7 protein-coding genes and 1 tRNA gene are annotated in these 22204 nt (G+C 65.0%); 4 read left to right on the forward strand and 4 right to left on the reverse strand.

Features of this window, described 5'->3' with window-relative positions; all coding sequences use genetic code 11:
• The first annotated feature begins 28 nt into the window (after positions 1-28).
• Positions 29-238, forward strand: coding sequence for a hypothetical protein (locus tag A4F85_RS14800; protein WP_012203914.1), 210 nt, complete (start codon positions 29-31; stop codon positions 236-238).
• Between the two features lie 19 nt (positions 239-257).
• On the opposite strand, the gene A4F85_RS14805 is transcribed toward A4F85_RS14800, so the two are convergent.
• Complete coding sequence (locus A4F85_RS14805) at positions 258-1151, reverse strand: LysR family transcriptional regulator (protein ID WP_063327012.1); 894 nt, start codon at positions 1149-1151, stop codon at positions 258-260.
• 101 nt (positions 1152-1252) lie between these two features.
• Between A4F85_RS14805 and A4F85_RS14810 the strand changes: the two genes are divergently transcribed.
• Positions 1253-2239, forward strand: a complete 987-nt coding sequence (locus A4F85_RS14810) for an NAD-dependent epimerase/dehydratase family protein (protein ID WP_063327013.1) — start codon at positions 1253-1255, stop codon at positions 2237-2239.
• A gap of 46 nt (positions 2240-2285) precedes the next feature.
• Here A4F85_RS14810 and A4F85_RS14815 read toward each other — a convergent pair.
• From A4F85_RS14815 to A4F85_RS14825, 3 genes are all read right to left on the reverse strand, one after another.
• Positions 2286-2362 (reverse strand) — tRNA-Gln (locus A4F85_RS14815).
• 59 nt (positions 2363-2421) lie between these two features.
• Positions 2422-2844, reverse strand: coding sequence for a hypothetical protein (locus A4F85_RS14820; RefSeq protein ID WP_051940560.1), 423 nt, complete (start codon positions 2842-2844; stop codon positions 2422-2424).
• Between the two features lie 12 nt (positions 2845-2856).
• A complete protein-coding gene (locus tag A4F85_RS14825) occupies positions 2857-3420 on the reverse strand; it encodes a tetratricopeptide repeat protein (protein WP_063327014.1) in 564 nt (187 codons plus the stop codon).
• A 309-nt stretch (positions 3421-3729) separates the two neighbouring features.
• Between A4F85_RS14825 and A4F85_RS30660 the strand changes: the two genes are divergently transcribed.
• Both A4F85_RS30660 and A4F85_RS14835 read left to right on the forward strand, forming a co-directional pair.
• The gene (locus A4F85_RS30660; RefSeq protein ID WP_063327015.1) at positions 3730-21636 is read left to right on the forward strand and encodes an Ig-like domain repeat protein; all 17907 of its coding nucleotides are present in this window, start codon (positions 3730-3732) and stop codon (positions 21634-21636) included.
• The gene (locus A4F85_RS14835; RefSeq protein ID WP_063327016.1) at positions 21633-22151 is read left to right on the forward strand and encodes a hypothetical protein; all 519 of its coding nucleotides are present in this window, start codon (positions 21633-21635) and stop codon (positions 22149-22151) included. Before A4F85_RS30660 ends, A4F85_RS14835 begins: the two co-directional genes overlap by 4 nt.
• Positions 22152-22204: the final 53 nt, after the last annotated feature.

The following is a 22204-nucleotide window of genomic DNA, read 5'->3' on the forward strand; positions in this document are numbered from 1 at the left end:
GCGCAGGCAACAACCCCTGCAAGCCGCCTTGCTGCGGCTGCTTCCGTGCCTGCTGCTGCTGGCCGGCTGCGCCGTGCTGCTGGACTCCCTGGTGCCCATCCCGCTGTGGGCCGTCGCCGGCCTGACCGGGGTCATGGCGGGCTACATCGCCCACAACTGCCAGGCGTTTGTTGCATCCCAGCGCAGGAAATCCATGCTGCGCCATCTCGCGCGCTGCTGCCTGCTGCACGCCCAATGAAACACAGGCGCCCGGGTCGTCAGGCAGCGCTGCTGGCATAGGCCGTCAGCGCCTGCGCGACCGCCTTGAACACCACGGCGCAGCGCTCGCTCTTGCGCAGGTCCTCATGCATGGCCACCCAGGTATCGAGCTTCCATGAGAATGCCTGCGGCAGCACCCGCACCAGGCCCGGGTCCCTGGCCGCCAGCGCCGACTGGCAGATGCCGATGCCAAAGCCAGCGCGGATGGCGCCGAGCTGTGCCAGGTCGCTGTCCGAGCTCAGCGCCATGGCCTCGCGCGTGAACATCGGAAACTGCTGCTGAAACCTGCGGATGAAGGCGTTCTCATGGTCGAAGCCGATCAGCGAGTGCCCGGCCAGCTCCTGCAGCGAAGCCGGCACCCCATGCCTGGCCAGATAGCTCTCATGAGCATGCAGCCCCAGTTCGATGGCGCCGATATGGCGGGCCACCAGCGCCTCCTGCTGCGGCCGGAACATGCGCACGGCCACATCGGCCTCGCGGCGCAGCAGGTCATCCACCGCGTTGGACAGCACCAGTTCGATGCGCAGTTCAGGATGGGCCGCGCGCAATTGCGCCAGCACGGGCGGCAGCAGCTCCACGCCCACGACCTCGCTGGCCGTCAGGCGTACCGTGCCGCGCACGCCCGCGCCATGGCTGGCCGCCACGCGTCGCAGCGCGGCAGCCGTCGCGGCCATGCTGGCCGCATAGGGCTGCAATTCATAGGCCGCCTCGGTGGGCGCGAAGCCATCGGACGAACGGGTGAACAGTTGCAGGCCCAGCGCCGACTCCAGCCCGTCGATGTGCCGGCCCACGGTTGGCTGCGCCAGGCCCATGGCCCGGCCCGCCGCTGACAGCGACCCGGACTCCAGCACCTGCAAAAAGCTGCGATACCACTCCCAATGGGGTTCCGACATCACTGATCCATTCATTTATGCATGGACACCAGAAGATTCTAGGCAATTTTCCTTTTGCGGCGTGTTGCGGACACTGGCGTGGTCAACACAGGACCCGCACCATGCCATCCATTGCACTTTTCGGCGCCGCAGGCGCCATCGGCCAGAGCCTGGCCGCCGCGCTCAGACAACAGGGCCGCGCCTATCGCGTGGTCGGCCGCAACGCAGCCAGCCTGCGCCAGACCTTCGGCGCCGATCCCCTGGCCGAGATCGCCACCTGGAACCCGGATGTCGCCGGCTCCATCGAGGCTGCCGCCCACGGCGTGGACACCCTGGTCTACCTGGTGGGCGTGAACTACTGGCAGTTTGAATTGCATCCCGAACTGATGCGCAAGACGCTGGAAGGCGCCATTTCCGCGGGCGTGCGCCGCATCGTGCTGATCGGCACCGTCTATCCCTACGGAAAGGCCCGCACCCTGCCCGTGGCGGAAGATCATCCGCGCGAGCCCCATACCTTCAAGGGCCGCATGCGCAAAGCCCAGGAGGACCTGCTGCTGCAAGCCCATGCACAGGGCCGCATCGAGGCCACCGTGCTGCGCCTGCCCGACTTCTACGGCCCCGGAGTGCACAACAGCCTGCTGCACGGCGCCTTCGAGGAGGCGGCCCACGGCGGCCGGGCCGACATGATCGGCCCGCTGGACCGTCCGCACGAGTTTGTCTATGTGCCTGATGTGGGGCCCGTCGTGGCGCGCCTCATCGACACGCCGCAGGCATTCGGCAGGGTCTGGCACCTGGCTGGCGCGGGGGCGACCACGCAGCGCGACATCGTCTCGGAGATCGAACGCCTGAGCGGCAGGCCGTTGAAACTGCGCGTTGCAGGCAAGACCGCGCTGCGCCTGGCCGGCCTGTTCAGCCCCTTGATGCGCGAACTGGCCGAGATGCACTACCTGCTGACCGATCCGCTGATCATGGACGACTCGACCCTGCACACCCTGCTGGGCCCCATCGCCAAGACCCCCTACGCCCAGGGCATACGCGCCACGCTGGATGCCGCCAGGGCAGGTGCGGGTTCAGGTGCGCGCTCCAGCCCGCAGCAGGCCACGGCCTGAAAACAAAAAAGCCCTGACAGCAGAACTGTCAGGGCTTTTGTCTATCTGGCAGGGGAGGAAGGACTCGAACCCTCGCATGCCGGAATCAAAATCCGGTGCCTTTACCAACTTGGCGACTCCCCTAGAAGACCTAAATTCTAATACGTTTTTTTGGTCGCAAAAAGAAAACGCCTCAGATTCTTTCAACGCGGCGAGGCATCGGGGCCTGCATCACTCCAGCGTGCGGCCTCTTCAAGCAGATGATCTGCCGCCTCCAGAGAAGCTGCCTGCAGTTCTGGATCGTCTTCCATACGCTGCAGCACTTGGTCCACAAGGGCCGGGAACTGCGGATCAGCCTGCAGTGCGTCACCCAGTTCACGCACCAGCGTGGCTTCCATGAACATGCGAAAGGCCTTGCGCCGCCTGTCGGGATCTGCGGCATCCATTCCCTTCAGACGCCGCAGCAAAGGTGCCAGCACGCGGGCGTCGCCCGAGCCCTCCTTCGCAGGGCCACCGGCAGAACGGGCCTGTTCCCCCTGACCTTGCGCCTGCCGCAGCCGCGCCTGTTCCAGAGCCTGGGCCCGGATCAGCGCGGCAATGCCTGAGGCTCCATCAATGCGAGTCATGCGGGACCTTCATCAATGCGCCGGCCCCGACTGCTGGTAGTTGGAGAGCAGTACATGGGCCACGCCGTCGTCCGCAGGCGGGGCAGATGTCTCGGGCGAAGGCATCGCCACCAGCACTCTCTGTATATCTGCCGACATCGCGGGATTGTCCGTGTTGCGCTCCAGGCCAGCCACAAACAATGGCCGAGCCCCATCAAAATCATCGCGCGCCAGCGCCACGAACCCCTGCACCCAATGGGGCAACGGGCTGCTGTCGGGCAACTCGGCAAGTGGCTGCCACGTCAGCAGCGCGGCAGGCACGCGGCCATCGCTGAACTGCAGCAGCCCCAGCTGGTAACGCGCCACATGCCATTGCGGACTCAGCAGCAGCGCCGTGGAAATGTGATGTTCCGCACGGCCAATGTCACCCAAGGCAGCGAATTCGGAACCCAGCAAGAAATGCGCGGCGCCCGAATCGGGCTGCTCGGCAATTGCCTGCAGGAACAGCTCGGTGGCGACCGTGCTGTCTCCCTGGGCGCTGGCCTCGAGAGCCTGGTCCAGGGTGGAGAGAGAAGAAAGATTGTCTGATTGGGACATATGGGAGCACCAGGGAGTGCCAGGGATTGGCGGCAGAACGACTTGGAATGGACGGCTGTTGAGCCCTTCACCCCTTTATCCACTCCTGCGGACATCCGTTGAGCAAACCCGGCCAGTTTGCAGGGATTCTATCGCCCGGTCTTTTGCCGTCTTGACGCCCTTTCCCCACCGAAATCCCTATCAAACCGAAGGGTCTTGCTCAACAAACCGAACAAGGTCCGGATGCATTGCCTGAATGGGCCTCGAAACCTGCGGAATCCTCCGCCTCCTTTCTCGCGGCCCTCCATGCATATCGATCAAGGGGCACACATGGTTGGCATCGTCAGCGGCAATAGTCTGGGTCTGGGCAACAGCTCTCTGGCCACACTGGGTCAACGCGCCGCACAGGGCAACGCCTCCCAGGGGCGCGGCGGCGAGCAGGTCTTCGTCAACGTCGCCTCCGGCAACCTCGTCATCGCCCACAACGACGACCAGCTCGTGGCCCACGGCGGCGGCTTCCAGGCCGTGCGCACCTACAACAGCCAGGGCCTGCTCAATGACGACAACGCAGACAACTGGAGCTCGGGCTTCTACCGCCGCCAACTGGTGCTCTCGGGCACTTACGGCCAGGCGGGCAGCACCATCACCCGCACCGAGCGCGATGGCGCAAGTGCCCTGTTCTCCTGGGATGCGGCCTCCAGCAGCTATGTCAGCACCGATGGTGCCGGTGCCTACGACCGCATCGTGCAGCAAGGCTCCAGCTACGTCTTCACCGATGGCGCCACCGGCAACCGCGAGTTCCACGACACCGCCACCGGCCGCCTGGACAAATCCGTGGACGCCAGCGGCAACACCACGGCCTACACCTACGACGCGAACGGCAACATCGCCAAACTCGTCAACCCCAGCGGCGAGTCCATCCAGTACGACTACACGGGCAACATGCTGACCCGCATTCGCGTGGTCGACAGCCAGGGCGCCACCACCACGCGCACCAGCTATGCCTATGACGCGCGCAATCGTTTGTCCGAGGTCACGGTCGATCTCACGCCGCAGGACGGCTCCACGGCCGACGGCAAGCTCTATCGCACCAGCTACACCTACCATGGCGACAGCAACCGCATCGCCACGCTGACCCAGAGCGACGGCAGCCAGCTGACCATCGACTATGTGCAGGTGGGCTCGGAGTTCAAGGTGTCGTCGCTGCGCGACGCGCTGGGCCAGACCACGCGCTTTGCCTACGACACGGCCACACGCACCACCCAGGTCACGGACCCTGCCGGCAAGGTCTCCAGCTACGCCTATGACGCCAAGGGCCAGCTGCTGAGCATCACCTCGCCCGCCACCAATGGTGTCTCTTCCGTCCAGCGCTTCGAGTACAACGCCAACGGCGACCTGATCCGCAGCACCGATGCGGACGGGCGCACGGTCTTCATGGCCTATGACGCCAACGGCAACCAGGTGCTGCAGCGCGATGGCGCGGGCAACACCATCACGCGCACCTACAACGCCCAGAACCGCCTGCTCAGCGAGACCGTCTACACCCAGCCCGACCCCGATGGCGACGGCGCAGCCCAGGCCTCGGGCGCGCAGACCACGCGCTATGTGTACGACGATGCCACGGGCTTGCAGCTGCGCTTTGCCGTCAGCGCCGAAGGCCGCGTCACCGAATACCGGCGCAATGCCTATGGCGAGGTCGTCAGCACGCTGCAGCACCAGGTGGCGCGCTATGGCGCAGCCGCTGCCTCGACCGAGGCCGCCCTGTCGGCGTGGAGCGGGCAGCAGAACCTGCAGCAGCTGCAGCGCACCGACTACGTGCTGGACTTCCGGGGCCAGGCCCAGGTCACCACCACCTATTCGGCCACCGACGCCGCAGGCAACGGACTGGCGGCCGGCAGCACGGTCACGCGCCATATCTACGACCAGGCCGGACGACTGCTGCAGACCATTGATGGCAATGGCGGCAGCACCAGTTATGCCTATGACGGCCTGGGGCGGCTGCTGACGGTGACCGACGCCAAGGGGCAGGTCACGACGACCACCTATGACGACATGGGCCGGCGCATCGTGGTGCTGTCGGCCAATGGGTTGCAGGAGGTGCGCAGCTATGACAGCGCCGGGCGCCTGATCAGCAATCTTCGCCAGGACACGGCCTCGGCCTCTGCATCGAGCACGACCGCCTTCACTTATGACGCCACGGGACGGCTGGTTTCGACCCAGGACGCCACAGGCGTGCGGCAATGGATCGTCTATGACGATGCCGGTCGCAAGGTCGCCGAGGTAGACGGCACGGGTGCAGCAACTGAGTACCGCTACAACCCGAGCGGCCAGTTGGTCCAGACCATTGCCTACGCCAAGGCTCTCCTCTCCACTGCCAACGCTCCCACACTGCAAGCCATACAGGCCCTGGCGGAGGCCGGTGACCGCAAGAGCTGGCGCATCTATGACGATGCCCAGCGCCTGGTCTGGCAGATCGGCCCTCAGGGCGAGGGCACGCGCACGGACTATGACGGGGCATCGCGTATCGTCGCCGTGACCCAGCTTGCGACACCCATGCCCATCGACAGTCTGGGCGACGGCTCCCTGCTCGTGGCCCGGGGCACTGGCATCGCAAGGATCGGCACCGGCAGCTCCGGCCAGTTGGCGCTGCAGGCCATTCCCGCCCAGGCACTGCTCGGCGAACCCGTGCGCATTGTGGCCACAGGTGTAGGCCTGGGTAATGGCAGCATCCTCTTCAGGAGCGGCGCCACCATTCTGGGTACGGTGCGTGCTGTCAACGGTGCTGCCGAAATCACCTTGTCCAGCCTGCCGGTGGGCACGCAGGAAATATCAGCCACCTACCTCTCGGAGACCGGCCAGGGCCAGATCAGCACAGAGCCTCTGTTCGTCCTAGTCCAGCAACGCTCAGAGACCGCACTGCGGAGCCCATCCGCCGTGGTCAGCGTCCCCGGGAAGATCACGCTGAACGCCCAGGTCAGCGGTAACCAGCCCCAGGGCACCGTGGCCTTCTTCCGCGGCGACACTTTGCTGGGGGTAGCCGCCGTCGCGGCCGGCATAGCCATGCTGGACTTCGATGCCAGCACCACCCAGCTACAAACGGGAGTCAACGAGATCAGTGCCCGCTACTCCGGGGATGCGACGCACCTGGCAAGCACTGCGCTGAGCACGTTGCAGGTGGTGCACAGCACGACCTCCGCACCAGTCGACAAGAGCTTGCCGACGTTCAACGGACTGAGTGTGAGCCCCGGCTTCGCCTTTCTGCGCCAAAGCTCCATGTTGCAGCCCACTCAGGTCAGCTTCAGCGTTGCAGTCCAAGCCAGCGCCCCAGCAGGCGCCGTCACTTTTTCGGTGGGTGATACGGTCGTTGGCTATGCTCCCGTCATCAATGGCGTGGCCAAACTGCGCACGGCACTTCCGCTGCTGCCCAGCGGAACGTACAGCGTTACCGCCTCGTACACAGGTGATGCATCCTACCAAGCCGCAAGTGTCACGGCGGACGCTTCCCTCACAGTCAACCGTCAGGAGCCACAGCCCACGGCTTTCAACGGCATGCGCCAAGCCTACGGCTCGCAGACAGCGCTTGTAGTGCAACTCATCGGTCCCACCATGCCTACGGGCCAGGTCGACTTCTACAGAAACGGGCAGCTCATTGGCAATGCGGCCCTGGATTCCTATGGCTACGCCAGACTAGACCTGTCTGCCTTGCTGGCCAGCGGTGGCAGCCACAGCATCACGGCCCACTATGCCGGTGATGGAAACAACACGGCCATCGTTTCGTCTGCCTTTACCGTCAATACGCTGGCTGCAGCACAGGACATTCAGGTCTCGGTCTCCACCGACAACCTTACCCAGGGTGACCCCATCCATCTGAATGCCCAGGTGGGCCTCGACACCTCGGACGGGTATGTGACCTTCTACGCCGACGGTCAGGTCCTGGGCGTCGCTGCAGTTTCCGCAGGCATCGCACGACTGTCCAGCGCCGGACTGCGCAATACGGGCAACATACAGATCACGGCAAGCTACACGGGCAACGCCACGCAGACTTCCTCCGTGCGCAGCAGCAGCGTTCTGGTCAACGTTGCCGCAACCCAGCGGCCCATGCCCCCCGTTGTGCAGGGAAGCCCTACCAGTACCCAGTTGACTGCATCGGGCAGCCTGCTAGGTACGGAAAACATCCAGCTGACTGCGATAGTTGGCAGTACCGAGGGCACCGCAACCGGCACGGTCAGCTTCTACGACGGCAGCGTTCTCGTCGGCACCGCCCTCGTGGTCAATGGTAAGGCCAAGCTGACGCTGTCCTCCACGGGCCGGCCAGGCTACGGAACCAGCGGCAGCACGGCCCTGTACACCCCGGTTGCTGGCATGCGCACCTTCCGGGCCATCTACTCTGGCGACGCTAGCCACGCGACAAGCGAAACCTCAACAGCGAAGGACTTGGAAAAGGGCTTTCTACCAGATGGCGAACTCGCGATCGTGCGCCGCCGAAGCGGCTACGAGCTGACCTTCACCAGCTTCCACACCGACGGACCCGTCACGTTCTACAGCGACGGTGTGGCCGTGGGGACGGCAGCCATAGTGAATGGCAAGGCCCAGTTGCTACGCGTCCCTCTGTCCGAGGGCAACCATGAGATCACGGTCGAATACCCTGGCAATACGTTGTATCGAGCGGGCCTCATCGGCCAGACCGCCAAGAATTTTGTCGGCGTGGAGGTTTCGGCACCAGCCATCACTCCGGCAGGTGCAGCTACTGCGCTACAGGTGACGCTGGTCGGCGTGTCTAGCAGCGCCACGGGAACAGTTTCCCTCTTCGACGGCGGCCGACTGGTTGGCAGCGCCCAGGTGGTCCAAGGCAATGCAACGCTGACCCTGCCGGCGAACCTACTTTCAGCGGGCGCGCACCAACTCGGCATCACCTACTCCGGCGACGTCAATAACATGAGCGGCAACGGCTCGGTACGCCTGGAAATCGCGGCAGCCCCCGTTGATCCGCGCCAGCCTTCACAGCTCACGCTGGTGGGAGATCAGGCTGCCGGCTATGGCGACCCCATTACAGTGCAGGTCTCAGACTCAGGTGCCGCTGGCAAAGTGTCCGTTTTCTCAGGCACCACGCTGCTGGGCGAGTATCTGGTCGCCGATGGCAAGGCACAGGTGCCTGCCAGCATCCTGCCGCCCGGCAACCAGTCCATACGCTTCATCTACTCCGGCGACGCGACCCGCCATGCCAGCGAGGTCAGCGCGCAGTTCACAAGGCCCCGCTCAAATACAGCGGTCCAGACTGTGCTCGGCCTGCGCACCGAAGGCAACCTACTGCACCTGCAAGCCAGCGTGCCTGCCGGGGGAACCGGCACATTCCGGTTCATGCGCAATGGCGTACTGCTGCAGACGGTGGCAACGGTCAATGGGATGGCCAGCCTGCAATTGGACAGCGCCCAGCTCGCCGACGGCGATTTCTGGGTGGAATACAGCGATCTCTCCGCCAGCCTGGCCGGCGCTTCACGCCACGTGGCATGGTCCGCTTTGAGCTCCTCGGCCGCCGTGCTGACGACCTCCGCCAACGACCGCACCACGCGGCAGTTCCACAGCGCAGATGGCCTTGTTTTGGCTACGCTGGACGCCGAAGGCTACCTGGTGGCCCTCAACTACGATGCCGCCGGCCGCCTGGCCAGCACCACCCGCTTTGCCACCGCCACCGATGCGGCCAAGCGCGCCACAGGCACGCTGGCCGAGCTGATGCCCGCCTCCAACAGCCAGGACATCATCGAGCGCCGTCTGTACGACGGCCAGGGCCGCCTGGCCGGCACGGTGGATGGCGCCGGCTACCTCACCACCTTCGGCTACGACGCGGCCGGCCAGCTCACCAGCCAGACCCGCTACGCCACGGCATTGAAGGCGGCCGTGCTGTCCACGCTCACCAGCACCACGGCCGTGGCAGGCATCCGCCCGGCCACCAACGCCCAGGACCGCACCACCGTCTTCGAATACGACAAGCTGGGCCAGCTCACGGCCGAGACCGACTGGCAGGGCACGCGCACCGAGCACAGCTACGACGCCGCCGGTAACCGCACGGCCAGCACCGTGGCTGCAGGCACCTCCGAGGCGCGCACGCGCCAGGTGCGCTACGACGCGCTGGGCCGCGTCACGGCCGAGCTGAGCGCCGAGGGTGCACGCCAGTTGGCCGCAGCCCAGACCCCCGCCCAGGTCGAGGCCGTCTGGAGCAGCTACGCCAGCCGCCACACCTACGATGCTGCCGGCCGGCGCACCAGCACCACCGATGCCAACGGCCTGCGCACCCTCTTCTTCTACAACGCCGAGAACCAGCTCACGCACACCATCAACGCGCTGGGCGAAGTGGCCGAGACGCGCTACAACGCGCTGGGCCAGGTGAGCGCACAGGTGCGCTATGCCACGCGCATCAATCCGGGCCAGCTCAACGGCGGCCTGATCTACCCCGGACTGGTGTCCATGCTGACGGCCTCTGCCCAGGACCAGACCACCCAGTACACCTACAACACCAACGGCACCCTGGCCAGTGAGCGCGATGCGCTGGGCTTCACGCGCAACTACGTCTACAACACCTTCCGCGAAGAGACGCAGCGCACCGAAGCCACGGGCACGGGCACCACCAGCACCCTCATCCAGACCACCTACGACCGGCGCGGCCTGGCCACGGGCCAGGTGCGCGATGCCGGCAAGCTGGCCCTGACCACGGCCGCCACCTACGACGCCTTCGGCCGCCAGGTCAGCGCCACGGATGCGCTGGGCCACACGCGCACCCGCGCCTACGACAGGCTGGGTCGCGAAGTCAGCAGCACCGATTCGCTGTGGGCCACGCTCACCACCACCTACGATGCCTTCAGCCGCATCGTCACACAGGTCAACGCCGAGGGCGGCACCACCAGCTACGCCTACGACGCCCAGGCACGCAGCATCACGGTCACCACGGGCGAAGGACTGCTGGCCAAACAGACCTACAACCGCCATGGCGACCAGATCAGCGTCTCCGACTCCCAGGGCAACCTGACCACCTACACCTTCGATGCCAACGGCCAGCCCACGGGCTCGTCGGCCTCGACCTGGCTGTACGACGCCAAGGTCATGCAGACGGCGGCCACCACCCAGGCCTACGACAAGGCCGGCCGGCTGATCGAGACCGTGGACGCCAACGGCACGCGCACCACCATCGCCTACGATGCGGCCAACCGCGTGCTCTCGCGCACCGTGGACCCCACGGGCCTGGCGCTGACCACCCAGTACGCCTACGACCCGCTGGGCCGCCAGATCCGCATCACCGAGCCCGGTGGCACCATCACCGAGCTGCGCTATGACGCCAAGGGCCAGTTGCTCGAGCAGATCGTGGACCCCGCAGGCCTGGCCCTGTCCACGCGCTACAGCTACGACGCCCAGGGCCATGCGCTGGAAGTCACCAGCCCCGAAGGCACGCTCACGCGCTACACCTACGATGCGGCGGGCCGTCGCACCAAGGAGCAGATCGACCCCAGCGGCCTGAACCTCACGCGCAGCTACACCTATGACGCAGGCGGCAACGTCACCAGCAGCGTGGACGCCAACGGCAACACCAGCTACTACCTGTACGACAGCGAGAACCGCCAGATCCTGGCCGTCGATGGCGCAGGCGGCGTCCAGGAAACCCGCTACGACGCGCTGGGCCGCATCAGCCGACTGACCACCTACCGCAACCCGCTCACGGGCCTCGACCTGCAGGCCTATGTGAACAATGGCCCGGTGTTCGGTCCGTCCACCTGGCCCGAGCAGGTGATGGCGCGCATCGCCCCCACGGCCAGCGACCGGATCGAATACCGCAGCTACGACGCCAACAACCACCTGCAATCGGTGGTCACGGGGCTGGGCGAGGTCACCACCTACCTGCGCGACGGCAATGGCCGCATCCAGGAGCAGCGCAGCTACGCCAACCGCATCAGCATCGGAGGCACGGGTGGCTGGACCCCCGGCACCTTCCCCACGCCCGTGGCCGACGATGCGCGCGACCTGCGCACCCGCATGGTCTACGACGGCATGGGCCGCCTCATCGCCACGGCCGACGGCACGGGCGCCGTGACCGGGCTGCGCTATGACGCGGCGGGCAACGTGGTGGAGCGCGTGCGCTATGCCCAGACCGTCACCCTGGGCTCGGACCCCTACGACAGCGCAGCCATCTACACGCTGATCGCCCAGGACAGCTCGGCAGCCAACGCGGTCGAGAAAAACACCTACGACCGCGCCGGCCGCCTCACCTGGAGCGCCGATGCCGCAGGCTCGGTCACCGCCTACCAATACGACCGCGATGGCCGTGTCGTCAAGAAGGCACGGTTTGCGAGCGCCATCACGGCCGGCCAGCAGCCCCAGGATGTGGTGCAGGCCGGCGCGCTGTCCACCGACTACGTCTACGACGCGGCAGGCCGCCAGACCCACATCGTGGGTGCGGACGGCGCCGTGGTGCGCCAGGTGTGGGACCGCAACGGCAACCTGCGGCAGCGCACCGAGTTCGCCACCCTGATCACGCCGCCGGTCTTTATCAGCGGCGCCGTGGCAGGCCCCGTGATCACCAACTACGACCGCAGCAACATCGGCAATTACCTGCGCACCGCCGCAGGCGATCGCACAACCACCCTGGCCTACGACAAGGCCAACCGACAGGTGCTGGAGGTCAATGCAGCGGGCGCCGTGCGCCAGATCCGCTACGACAAGGTCTTCGTCGTCACGGCCGCCTCGTCAGGCGCATCGGGCACATCAGGCGCCGCGCAGCAACAGCTGCACAGCCAGACCGTCACCGCCTACGCCAACACCGTGGACCTGTCCGCCCTGGGCGTGGCCGACATCACGCTGGAGCGCGTGATGTCCATGCTCCAGTCCAACGCCAGCCAGGACCGCGAGACCACGCAAATCCTCGATGGCGCCAACCGCACCGTGCGCACCATCGACGCCAACGGCTACGCCACCGCGCGCGAATACGACGGCACGGGCCAGCTCACCCACCTCACCGAATACGCCGACAAGTCTGGCAGCGCCTCGGCCCAGGACCGCCACACCCGCTACAGCTACGACGGCGCAGGCCGCCTGGCCAGCACCACGGACGCGCTGGGCAACCGCGAAACCTACGCCTACAACGCCCTGGGCCAGAAAACCGCCTTCACCAACAAGGCCGGTGCCACCTGGAACTACGACTACGACCGCGCAGGCCGCCTGGTGCGCGAGACCTCTCCGGCCGTGGACCTGGCCGCCGTCAAGGAGCAAGGCGGCACCCTGGTGCCCGATGCCGGCAACACGGGCAGCCAGCGCATCGTCACGCAGCTGGCCTACGACAGCTTCGGCAACCTCACCTCCCGCACCGAGGCCCTGGGCCGGCCCGAGCAGCGCAGCACGCGCTACGAATACGACAAGGTCGGGCGCCAGATCAAGACGATCTTCCCCGGCGTGGGCGTGTACCAGGCAGAAAGCCCCGCGGCCCTGCTGGGCAACAACAGGCTGGGCGAGGCTGCGCGCGTGGAAACCCGTGGCGTCGAGCTGAGCAGCGAAACCCGCTACGACGCGCTGGGCAACGCCGTGGCCAGCCGCGCCATGGGCATCCCCGGTACCAAGGAAGCCTGGAGCTACAAGAGCTATGACCGCGCCGGCCGTGTCAGCTTCGACGTGGACGCCGCAGGCTTCGTCACCGGCTACACGCGCAACGCCTGGGGCGAGACCGAGCGCCTGGTGCGCCACGCCCAGGCCATCGCCCTGCCCTCGCCGGCCGGCACGGCCCTGGCCGATGCCGCCGTGCGCCAGAGCGTGCAGGCGAGCCACCCCGCCAACCGGGAAATCCTCACCAGCTACGACAGGATGGGCCGCACGCTCAACGTGCAGGAGCCCCTGGTCCTGAACTACGACAGCCAGACCGGAGAGACGGTCAGCGGCCGCAAGAGCACAGGCTACGGCTACAACGCCTTCGGCGACCAGACTTCGGTGTTTGCGGGCCAGGGCTCGGCGCGCTGGTCCACCACCACCCACGCCTACGACAAGCTGGGCCGGCGCGTGGCCACCACCGATGCGCTGGGCTACCTCACCACCATGGCCTACGACGCCAGCGGCAGCCTGGTGCGCCAGGTCGAATACGCCAAGGCTGGGCAGACGGCTGGCACCACGCCCGACACCGCAGCCGGTGACCGCGTCACCGACTACAGCTACGACCTGATGGGCCGCAAGAGCGCCGAGATACGGCGCAGCGTGGCGCACACCGGTGTCAATGCAGCCGCCCAGGAGCAAAAGGACGTGCTGTACGACAAGAGGGAAGACCTCACCACCCGGTTCAGCTACGACGCGCTGGGCAACCTCACGCGCACCACCGACGCGCTGGGCGGCGTGACCTACAACTTCTACGATGTGCTCGGGCGCGTGCGCGCCACCGTCACCCCGGCCATGAACCTGGGCGTGGCAGCCACGGGCGCGGGTGCCAACCCCATCAACCCGCTGACCGAATTCCAGCGCGATGCGCACGGCAACGTGCTGGTCACCACCCAGTTTGCCAACGGCGCCAGCGTGGCGGCCGACGGCAGCAGCTACAGCCGCACGCCCGCCAGCGACAGGGACCGCGTCACCACCGCCAAATTCGACGCCCAGGGCCACACCACGCAGATCACGGATGCGCAGGGCTACAGCCGCTACTACGCCTATGACGCGCAGGGCCGGCTGGCCAAGGAATGGCAGACCGTCACCAGCCACGACCAGTGGGGCAACGCCAGCCAGGCCAGCCTCTGGCGCGCCTACGCCTACGACGTGCTGGGCCGCCAGACGCACAGCTACGCGCCTTCGGAAAGCAAGAACCTGGGCACGCGGGACGTCAGCGACACCGAGCTGAGCTACAACGCCTTCGGCGAGGTCACCAAAAAACGCGTGCTGGACAACGGCCAAGAGCTGCAGGGCGTGGAAACCTATGACTACGACAACGCGGGCCGTGTCTGGCGCACCAATGCGGGCGACGGCGTCTACAAGGTCCTGGCCTATGACATGCAAGGCCGCCAGACCGCGCAGCTCATCTCGGAAGGCCTGGACCTGAAGACGGCCTACCAGGACACGCAATCGGCACTGAACGCCCAGGCAAACAACAAGGCCCAGTTCCGGCGCACGGACATGCGCTACGACGCGCTGGGCCGGCTGACACAGACGCTGGCACCCGAGCGTGCAACCGAGCAGACGATGGGCATCACCACGCGGCAGAACATGCTGTACGGGGTGATCTCGCAAAGCGAGGTGATAGGCGACAGAAACACCGGGCTGCTCAACCAGGTCGATCTGGTCTGGCGCTCACTGGAAGACCTGGGCAGTGGCGACGTGCGCATCACGGTGAACTACAACTCCGCGCCCTATAAAACATCCCCCACGGGAGATTCGACCCGGGACGACGAGATCGCCAGCTCTCCGTTACAGAAAATCGTTGTTGTCTCAGCGGAAGAGGCCCTGGAGGGCTACAGCCTGAAGTGGACCAGCGACTACATCGTCGCGAACGGCCCCATGGCCTACGCCCGAGGCATCTCTGCCATCACCGGCGTGAAGCTCGAGAAGCTGGACGTCTTCGGGCAATGGAAGACGCTGTACAACGTAGCAGGCCAGTCTCAGCCCGCATCCCTCAACTGGACCGAAGGCAGCAGCCCCGGCCAGATCTGGAATGAGGACGGTGACGGCCGCATTCCCATCTACCGCTACTACAACCGCTACACCGATACCCACTTCTTCAGCACCAGCCTGACGGAACGCGAGCGCCTGCTCAACCAGGCCAAGGGCTGGCTGGATGAAGGCACGGCCGGCTATGTGAGCCGCGATCCGCAGCCCGGTCTCGTGCCGCTGTACCGCTGGACCAAGGCTGGTGATCCCGAGGTCTCGCTGTACACGAATGGCAGCGCTCAGCCGCCTGGCGCCCCTTGGCAAAACCCTAGCATCGAAGGCTATGTGGTGCCATCCACGACGGCCGCTGTACAGGGCATGACCAAGCTGTACCGACTGGACAACAGGGTCAGTGGCCGCGGCGACGGTCTGTACACCACCTCCATCACCGACCGCAACGCCCTGCTGGGATTGACTCCCCGCCCCACCTTTGGCGGCCCTCCCGCCGCGTTGAACTCCCAGATGCTGGCAGGCGCGTTCGGCCTGAGCATCGAAGTCAGCTACCCGCAGGACCTGGTCAGCAAGACCACGCTCGAATACCGCCGCTACGGCAGCAATGACGGCTGGACCACGGCGCCCGTGGGCATACAGACCTCGTTCGGCTCGGCCCACCGTTTCGACGTCAGCCAGTTCCCCGCCGGCAACTACGAATACCGCGTGCGCAACACCAATGCGCAGATGACGCGCGATGTGGGTTCGGGCACCTTCACCATCGGTGCAGAAAACGTCAGCGGCAACCTGCCGCCCCTGCCTGGCGGCGTGGAACAGGGCAGTGCCATCATCGACGGCTCCCCCTACCGCGTGCTGCAGTGGCCCAAGCCTGCGGCGGGTTGGACCGTGGAATTCCGCTACTGGCCCCAGGGCAACAGCTCCGCCGTGACAACACGCACGGCCGGCAACGGCCTGTTCGCGTATGGCGACGGGCGCACCGTGGGCATGGGCATCAACAGGCAAGGCGTGGCCGTCAACTGGGGCCCGGGCAGCATCGAATACGAGGTGATCGCCACCAACACCGCCACGGGCGAGAAGGTGCATGCCACAGGCCAGGTCGGAACACCAGGCAACGTGGCCATGACCAACGTCTCACCCGCGCCGGTCCTTCAAAACCGCAACGTCACCAACCAGGGGGTGGTTGGCTATGTCTGGAGCAGCCCCGGACCCGGCCGCACGCCGCTGCACCGCTTTCTCTTCACGTACCAGGACAACCAGCACCATCTCACCACGGCCGACCCCACGGTCTATGCCGATTTTCAACGGCTGGCGGCTTCCGGAGGCATCGTCTACGAAGGCGTCCTCGGCTATGTGGAGACCTCGCCTTCGGCCACCAACCAGCGCCTGTACCAGTACAAATACGGTGCCTCCAGCGTATACCGGCTCACAGCCAACCCAAGGGACATCAATGGCGGCTCTTTCGTCACCCTGAACTCCAAGCCCGCACCCAATTACCCTTGGGCGCCCACCACCTGGTACCAGAGCGCCTACCAATTCGACGGCTACATCTCCAAGGTCCCGGCCGATGGCATGGTGCCGCTGTACGCCGCGTACAACGGCAACGCCATGGGCAACCAGCCGCTAGGCGACTACCTGACCGCCACCGAGGAATACGACATCACCATGCCCTGGGTGCTGGGTGCCGAGATGATCGCCACGGCCAACGTGCCCGGCGTGGGCACCAGCCAGGCCGCCATCGACGGGCAGATCTACAACATGCTGCACTGGAGCGCCCCGGAGGCCGGTGCACGCGTCAAGGTCAGCTCCTACCCCAGCCTGCCGGGCGGCACGCCCACCCTGTGGCGCCAGGGCGACAACCGCATCCACTTCCCGAACTGGGCGCCGCTGCAGGGCATCGTGCTGGATGCGCTCACGCCCAACGCCACATACACCATCACGATCGAGATCGAGTACCCCGCCACGGCCCAGCACGCGGCCTATGTCGCCAAATCGATCGTCAAGGTCACCGTACCCTCCTCGAGCGCCATCAGCCTGAAGGAGACCACCCCGCCCTACACGGAAACCGTGCAGACCCGCGTGTGGGCCGGCACGCCCTTCAACCTCAGCAACCGCGCCGTCACCAACCGCGAGTACGACCGCTGGGGCAACCTCACCGGGGTGGACGACCCGCGCGTGCAGGCGGGCCAGACCTTGTTCAAGACCAGCTTCACCTACAACGCGAGCAACCAGCTCACCTCCCAGACCCAGCTGGCCAGCTACGAAGGCCCCACCGAATACACCACCACGCGCATCTACTACGACGCCCTGGGCCGCCAGGTCGGCGTGCGTGATGGCATGCGCGACCGCGACAGCCTGCTCAAAATAAAGGACGGCAACCTCAACGCCCAGGTCCGAGACCTCGCCGGCAACGTGGTGCAGGAGCGCAAGGCCGACGGCGGGCGCATCGACCTCAGCTACAACGCCTTTGGCGACAAGACCAGTGCCGCCGAGCGCATGACCACCACGCGCACCGTGGTCACCGACTACAGCTATGACAAGCTCTCGCGGCTGACATCCACGGCGCTGGCATCCACGTCCACGCTGTCGCGATTCGAGCTCGGATCGGTCAACGGCGCGGTGGCCAATGGTGTCAACGGCAGCGTCCATGCGGCCAACGGCGTCTCTGGAGCCGATCCCCAGAACGCCATTGCCTTGCGCACGCTAGAAACCATTCAGTACGACGAGGCTGGCCGCAAGGTGCGCGTCATCAACGGCAACAACGAAGCCACACGCTACCGCTACGACCTGGCCGGCAACGTGACCATGAGCGGGCAGGAGCAGGTCAAGGTCACCGCATCGCCGGCCGTACCCGGCCCCACCGTGACACTGGGCGGGCTGAGCAACGTCAACTACTACCGCTACGATGCCCTGGGCCGCAAGATCGGCTTCACCGACCCCAACCTCATGAGCCAGGAGTGGACCTACGACATCTTCGGCCGCCTGCAGTCCCGCAACGACTCGCAACTGGGCAACGGCGATCGCGTCTACTACCAGTACGACTACAACAAGGCCGGCCAGCTCACCCATGAGGGCAACACCAAGGGCAAGAGCCTGGACTACCGCTACGATGGCGCCGGCCAGCTCATCGAAATCAAGGACAACTACCTGGGCCAGCTCAGCAGCTACACCTATGACCTGGCCGGCAACCGACTCACCGAAAAGCTCACCCAGAAGACCAAGCTGTCCTCCGGCCTCATCGAAAACGTGGTCTACCAGGACAACCACCTGTTCTACGATGCCCAGAACCGCCTGCGCGCCAGCTTCGATGGCCGCTCCGACGTTCGCATCAGCTACGACCTGTCCGGCAACCGCAGCCAGATCAAGACCCATGTGATCAACAACGTCTTTGACCTGAAAAATCCTGACAACTGGAATCTCACGCCAGGCCAATACAAGTCCTATGTCAACGACAGCGTGACGACTTATGAATACGACGCCATGAACCGGCAGACCGTCAGCCGCGAGGAACAGACCCAGAAGATTGGACTGGACCCCAAGGCGACGACCATCGTCACCACCCTCACGCACAACTACGCCTACGACCTGGCCGGCAACCGCACCAGCGACATTGTCAGTGAACAGACCTCTGGCAAGGCCGCCCAGGAAACGGTCAACAACTACGTCTACGACGACCTGCACCGGCTGGACAGCTTCAGCATCAGCCAGTCGGGCAAGGCCACGCAGTCCGGCCAGGTCCTCTACGACGGAGCCGGCCGCCAGGTCTATGCCAAGACGCTGAGCAGCACCGGCGAAGCCGAACACCGCTACAACCAGTACGACACCCTGGGCCGCGTACAGGACACCCGCGTCGTCATGCGCCGCGCCGACAACCAGCAAAAGATCCAGCACACCGACGTCGCCTACCATGGAGCCCCCGGCACCACCGACCCCAGCCTGGGCTACGACGCTGCTGGCAACCTGCGCGGGCAAGTGCAGACCACAAATGGCAACACCGGTGATGCCACGCGCACCACCTACAAGTACCAGTTCAACGGCAGCTACCAGCAGACCGAGTCCACCACCACCCAGGGCGGCACCACGGCCACCACCAACACTTGGCGTGATGCCAACGGCTTCATCAGCAACATAGAGCAGCGAGGCGGAGTCAACGACAACCGCTACAACCGAGCCTTTGTCAACGACGCCAAGGGCAATGCCCTGTACGTTAACCAGGGCACGGGGCAATTCGCGGCCCCCATCGGAGAGTTCGGTCGTATAGAAAACCGCCCCGGCGGGTACCTCGGCGGCTACATAGGCAACGTCCTCAACCCCGGCCACATCCAGCGGCAGTTGGTGGCCAACGGCGAAGTCCTGGCCCGCTACGGCGACGCCCCCGACTCGGAGAACCCGCCGCAGAAAGGCGCCGTCCCCAAATACGTCAACACCGCAGAATTCCACCTGAACGCCCCTGCACTGAAGCTGCGCGACACCAACTTCAGCGCCATGAGCTACACCGTGGTCGGCGGCGAGACCCTCAAGACCATCGCCCGCAACGTGCTGGGCGACAGCAGCCTGTGGTGGCGCATCGCGGACGCCAACGGCCTGGCCGTCTCGGGCGACGGCGAGCTCACGGCTGGCCAGACCCTGAGCATTCCCAAGCTCGCGCTGAACGCCAACAACGCAGACACCTTCCAGCCCTATGACCCGAGCCGGGTCACGGGCAGCCTGGATTCGGTGCTGCCGGCTCCGGCTGCGCAGGATGGTGGCTGCGGGGCGCTGGGCAAGATCATCATGGTGGCGGTGGCTGTCGTGGTCTCCGCCCTTTCTGCCGGTACGCTCGGCCCTGCCATGGCAGGAGCTTTGGGCTCCATCGCAAGCCAGGCCACAGGTAACCTACTTGGCGTGCAGGACGGCTTCAGTTGGAAGAGCGTGGCTCTGTCAGCGCTCAGTGCTGGCCTGGCCAACAACCTGCCGCTGCCCGACCTGGGCTCTGCGTGGCAGAACGCGGCAGTGCGAATGGGTACGGTTAATGCGTTGACGCAAGGCATAGGCGTGGTCACAGGGCTGCAAGACCGCTTTGACTGGAAGAGCGTGGCAGCCAGCGCGGCCGGTGGCGCCGTGGGCAGCTATGTGGGAGAGCAGCTCAAGGGCTCAACCATGTTCAACGACTGGAGCAAGACGGCAGCAGACTTTGCTCGCGGAACCATCCGTGGGTTCGCGGCAGGTACGGCTGCCGCCATTGCGCAAGGAGGGCGCATCAGCATCCAGCAGGTGGCGACCGATGCGTTTGGCAATGCGTTGGGTGGGGCGTTCGGGGACAGCATGCAGAACCCCAGCACCAGTCCGTACAGCCTGAGCAACGGATCAAACGGCCAGGGCTTGCAAGCACCTACGGGCTGGGGGAATATAGGTTGGGGAAGCAACACTACCCAGAATGACCAATTCGTCTATGCGTTCAGCCAAGACTACAGCGGCAATTGGGGGCCAGGGACGCTAGTGGCCGACGCATCAGGGGTACTCAAACTCAGTACCGGTGGTATCACTGATGTAGATGTCGAGATAAGTAGCGCCAAGGCGTATCTCAATATGCTGGACCGGCAGACCAGCCAATCCCGTCAGGCCCCTTACGCTGCAACGCAGGCCCAAGCTACTTCCAATCTTTATGCAAGCGGTGCGGGGGATGTTCGGGACATTTCCTCAGGTCCATCCGCTTTTGGGTACGGAAGCTCGCAGCCTGCCACATTGGCAGCGGCAGCGCAGGTAGCGACAGGCGACCGCTGGTACGCCAATGCTGATGGCTTGGGGGGAACTGTGGAAGGCAGCCTTGATGACTGGCAGACCAATAACGCGGGCAATGGGTTAAAGGCGCCGCACTATGGTTCTATGACACCTATTGGAGACGTTGAGGGCTTCCTAACATTCAATCCGGCAGGCCGAGCACTCAAGGGCCTGGGAGGCGCAGTGTTTGATGCATGGACGGTGCTGCCCAAGGCTTTGCGGGGTCTTGGCACGCTGGCAGGTGATGCTTATGGCTATGCCAGCAATGCCATTGCACCGCAGCGCAGCGTGCTGACAGGCCAGCCATTCGCGTACCAGCCCAATAGTGCGCTGCTGCAAAGCGTTCAACGACAAGGGATGCTTGGCACGGTGGGCTCTGGCATCGCAGGTGCAGTGGTCAATGCGCCGGGCATAGGGTTGATTGGTGCCCTGGGTTCCCCGAATCGCAACTGGGAAACAGTCGGCGCTCAGGCACTAAACACTAGCCTTGCAACCGCTGGCGCACTAAGCCGGGTAGGTGCCGGAAACGCGGAAATCGGCACCAAGCTTGAGTACTTCCTTGGAAGAGCAACGGGCAGTCAGCACAACATCGAGCGCTCGACGGGTATGCTTCGACAACTTGAGAGCGTGGGCCTTCCAGACAGTGCGAGCACGCGGCAGTACTTGAACCACCACCTGAGGACCACATTCAAGGACGCAAGTTCTGCGGTGAGAATCCAGGACAACGGCCGAGTCGTGCGAGAGTCTTTGCTTATGGGTCCGCACGGAGGGGTCAAGTTCGAGACGATTTGGGAAGGCAACCGCCTAATCACGGGCGAATTTTTCGGACCGACTGGTCGATACCGTCACATTCAACCTCCGGGGCACAGATGATCACACTTCTACATGCGCACTGTCACATCGACAGCTTGAAAGAACAGCTAGAGCAGAACTACGCACGCTCGTTGATCCTGGGCGCCGAACATGAGGCAACTCAAAATTGCTACGAATTCAGCGTCACGGTGGGCGACGAGGCCATAGGCCTTGGGCTCGCCACTGCCAGGACTGCAGTGGAGCCTAGCCTTTGTCTGAACAGTACGAAGGACCGTGTGTTCGTGGGATATGACGTGTATGTTGCAGAGGTGATGCTCGAATCGCTCAAGCACTCGGATCGCATGCTGGATGGTGTCTTCCTTGGTTTTGAGGAAGTGCGGTTGCACGGGCTTCTGGTTGTCCATGAGTTGGGGGCGATGATGCTAGATCATCGCTTCGACAGGAAATGGTCCGTCTGCACAGATGTGGTCTCCCATTGGGTAATCGAACAAGGACTTGGTCGACTGACACTGGTAGAACTTGAGTCACATCGAACAATTCATGTTGAGATCGATACCGGCGTAATGTCCGCATGAAGCTTTGACCTGCTCCCCATAGGGCATACCAGTCGAAGGTTAGTAGAGTCCGT

The sequence above is a fragment of the Delftia sp. GW456-R20 genome, assembly GCF_001622915.1.
Taxonomy (GTDB): domain Bacteria; phylum Pseudomonadota; class Gammaproteobacteria; order Burkholderiales; family Burkholderiaceae_C; genus Comamonas; species Comamonas acidovorans.

Excerpts from the sequence above, each read along its gene's own strand:
- A4F85_RS14825 (WP_063327014.1), bottom strand. The coding sequence starts at position 3,420 with ATGTCCCAATCAGACAATCTTTCTTCTCTCTCCACCCTGGACCAGGCT.
- A4F85_RS30660 (WP_063327015.1), top strand. The coding sequence starts at position 3,730 with ATGGTTGGCATCGTCAGCGGCAATAGTCTGGGTCTGGGCAACAGCTCT.
- A4F85_RS14805 (WP_063327012.1), bottom strand. The coding sequence starts at position 1,151 with ATGTCGGAACCCCATTGGGAGTGGTATCGCAGCTTTTTGCAGGTGCTG.
- A4F85_RS14835 (WP_063327016.1), top strand. The coding sequence starts at position 21,633 with ATGATCACACTTCTACATGCGCACTGTCACATCGACAGCTTGAAAGAA.
- A4F85_RS14810 (WP_063327013.1), top strand. The coding sequence starts at position 1,253 with ATGCCATCCATTGCACTTTTCGGCGCCGCAGGCGCCATCGGCCAGAGC.
- A4F85_RS14820 (WP_051940560.1), bottom strand. The coding sequence starts at position 2,844 with ATGACTCGCATTGATGGAGCCTCAGGCATTGCCGCGCTGATCCGGGCC.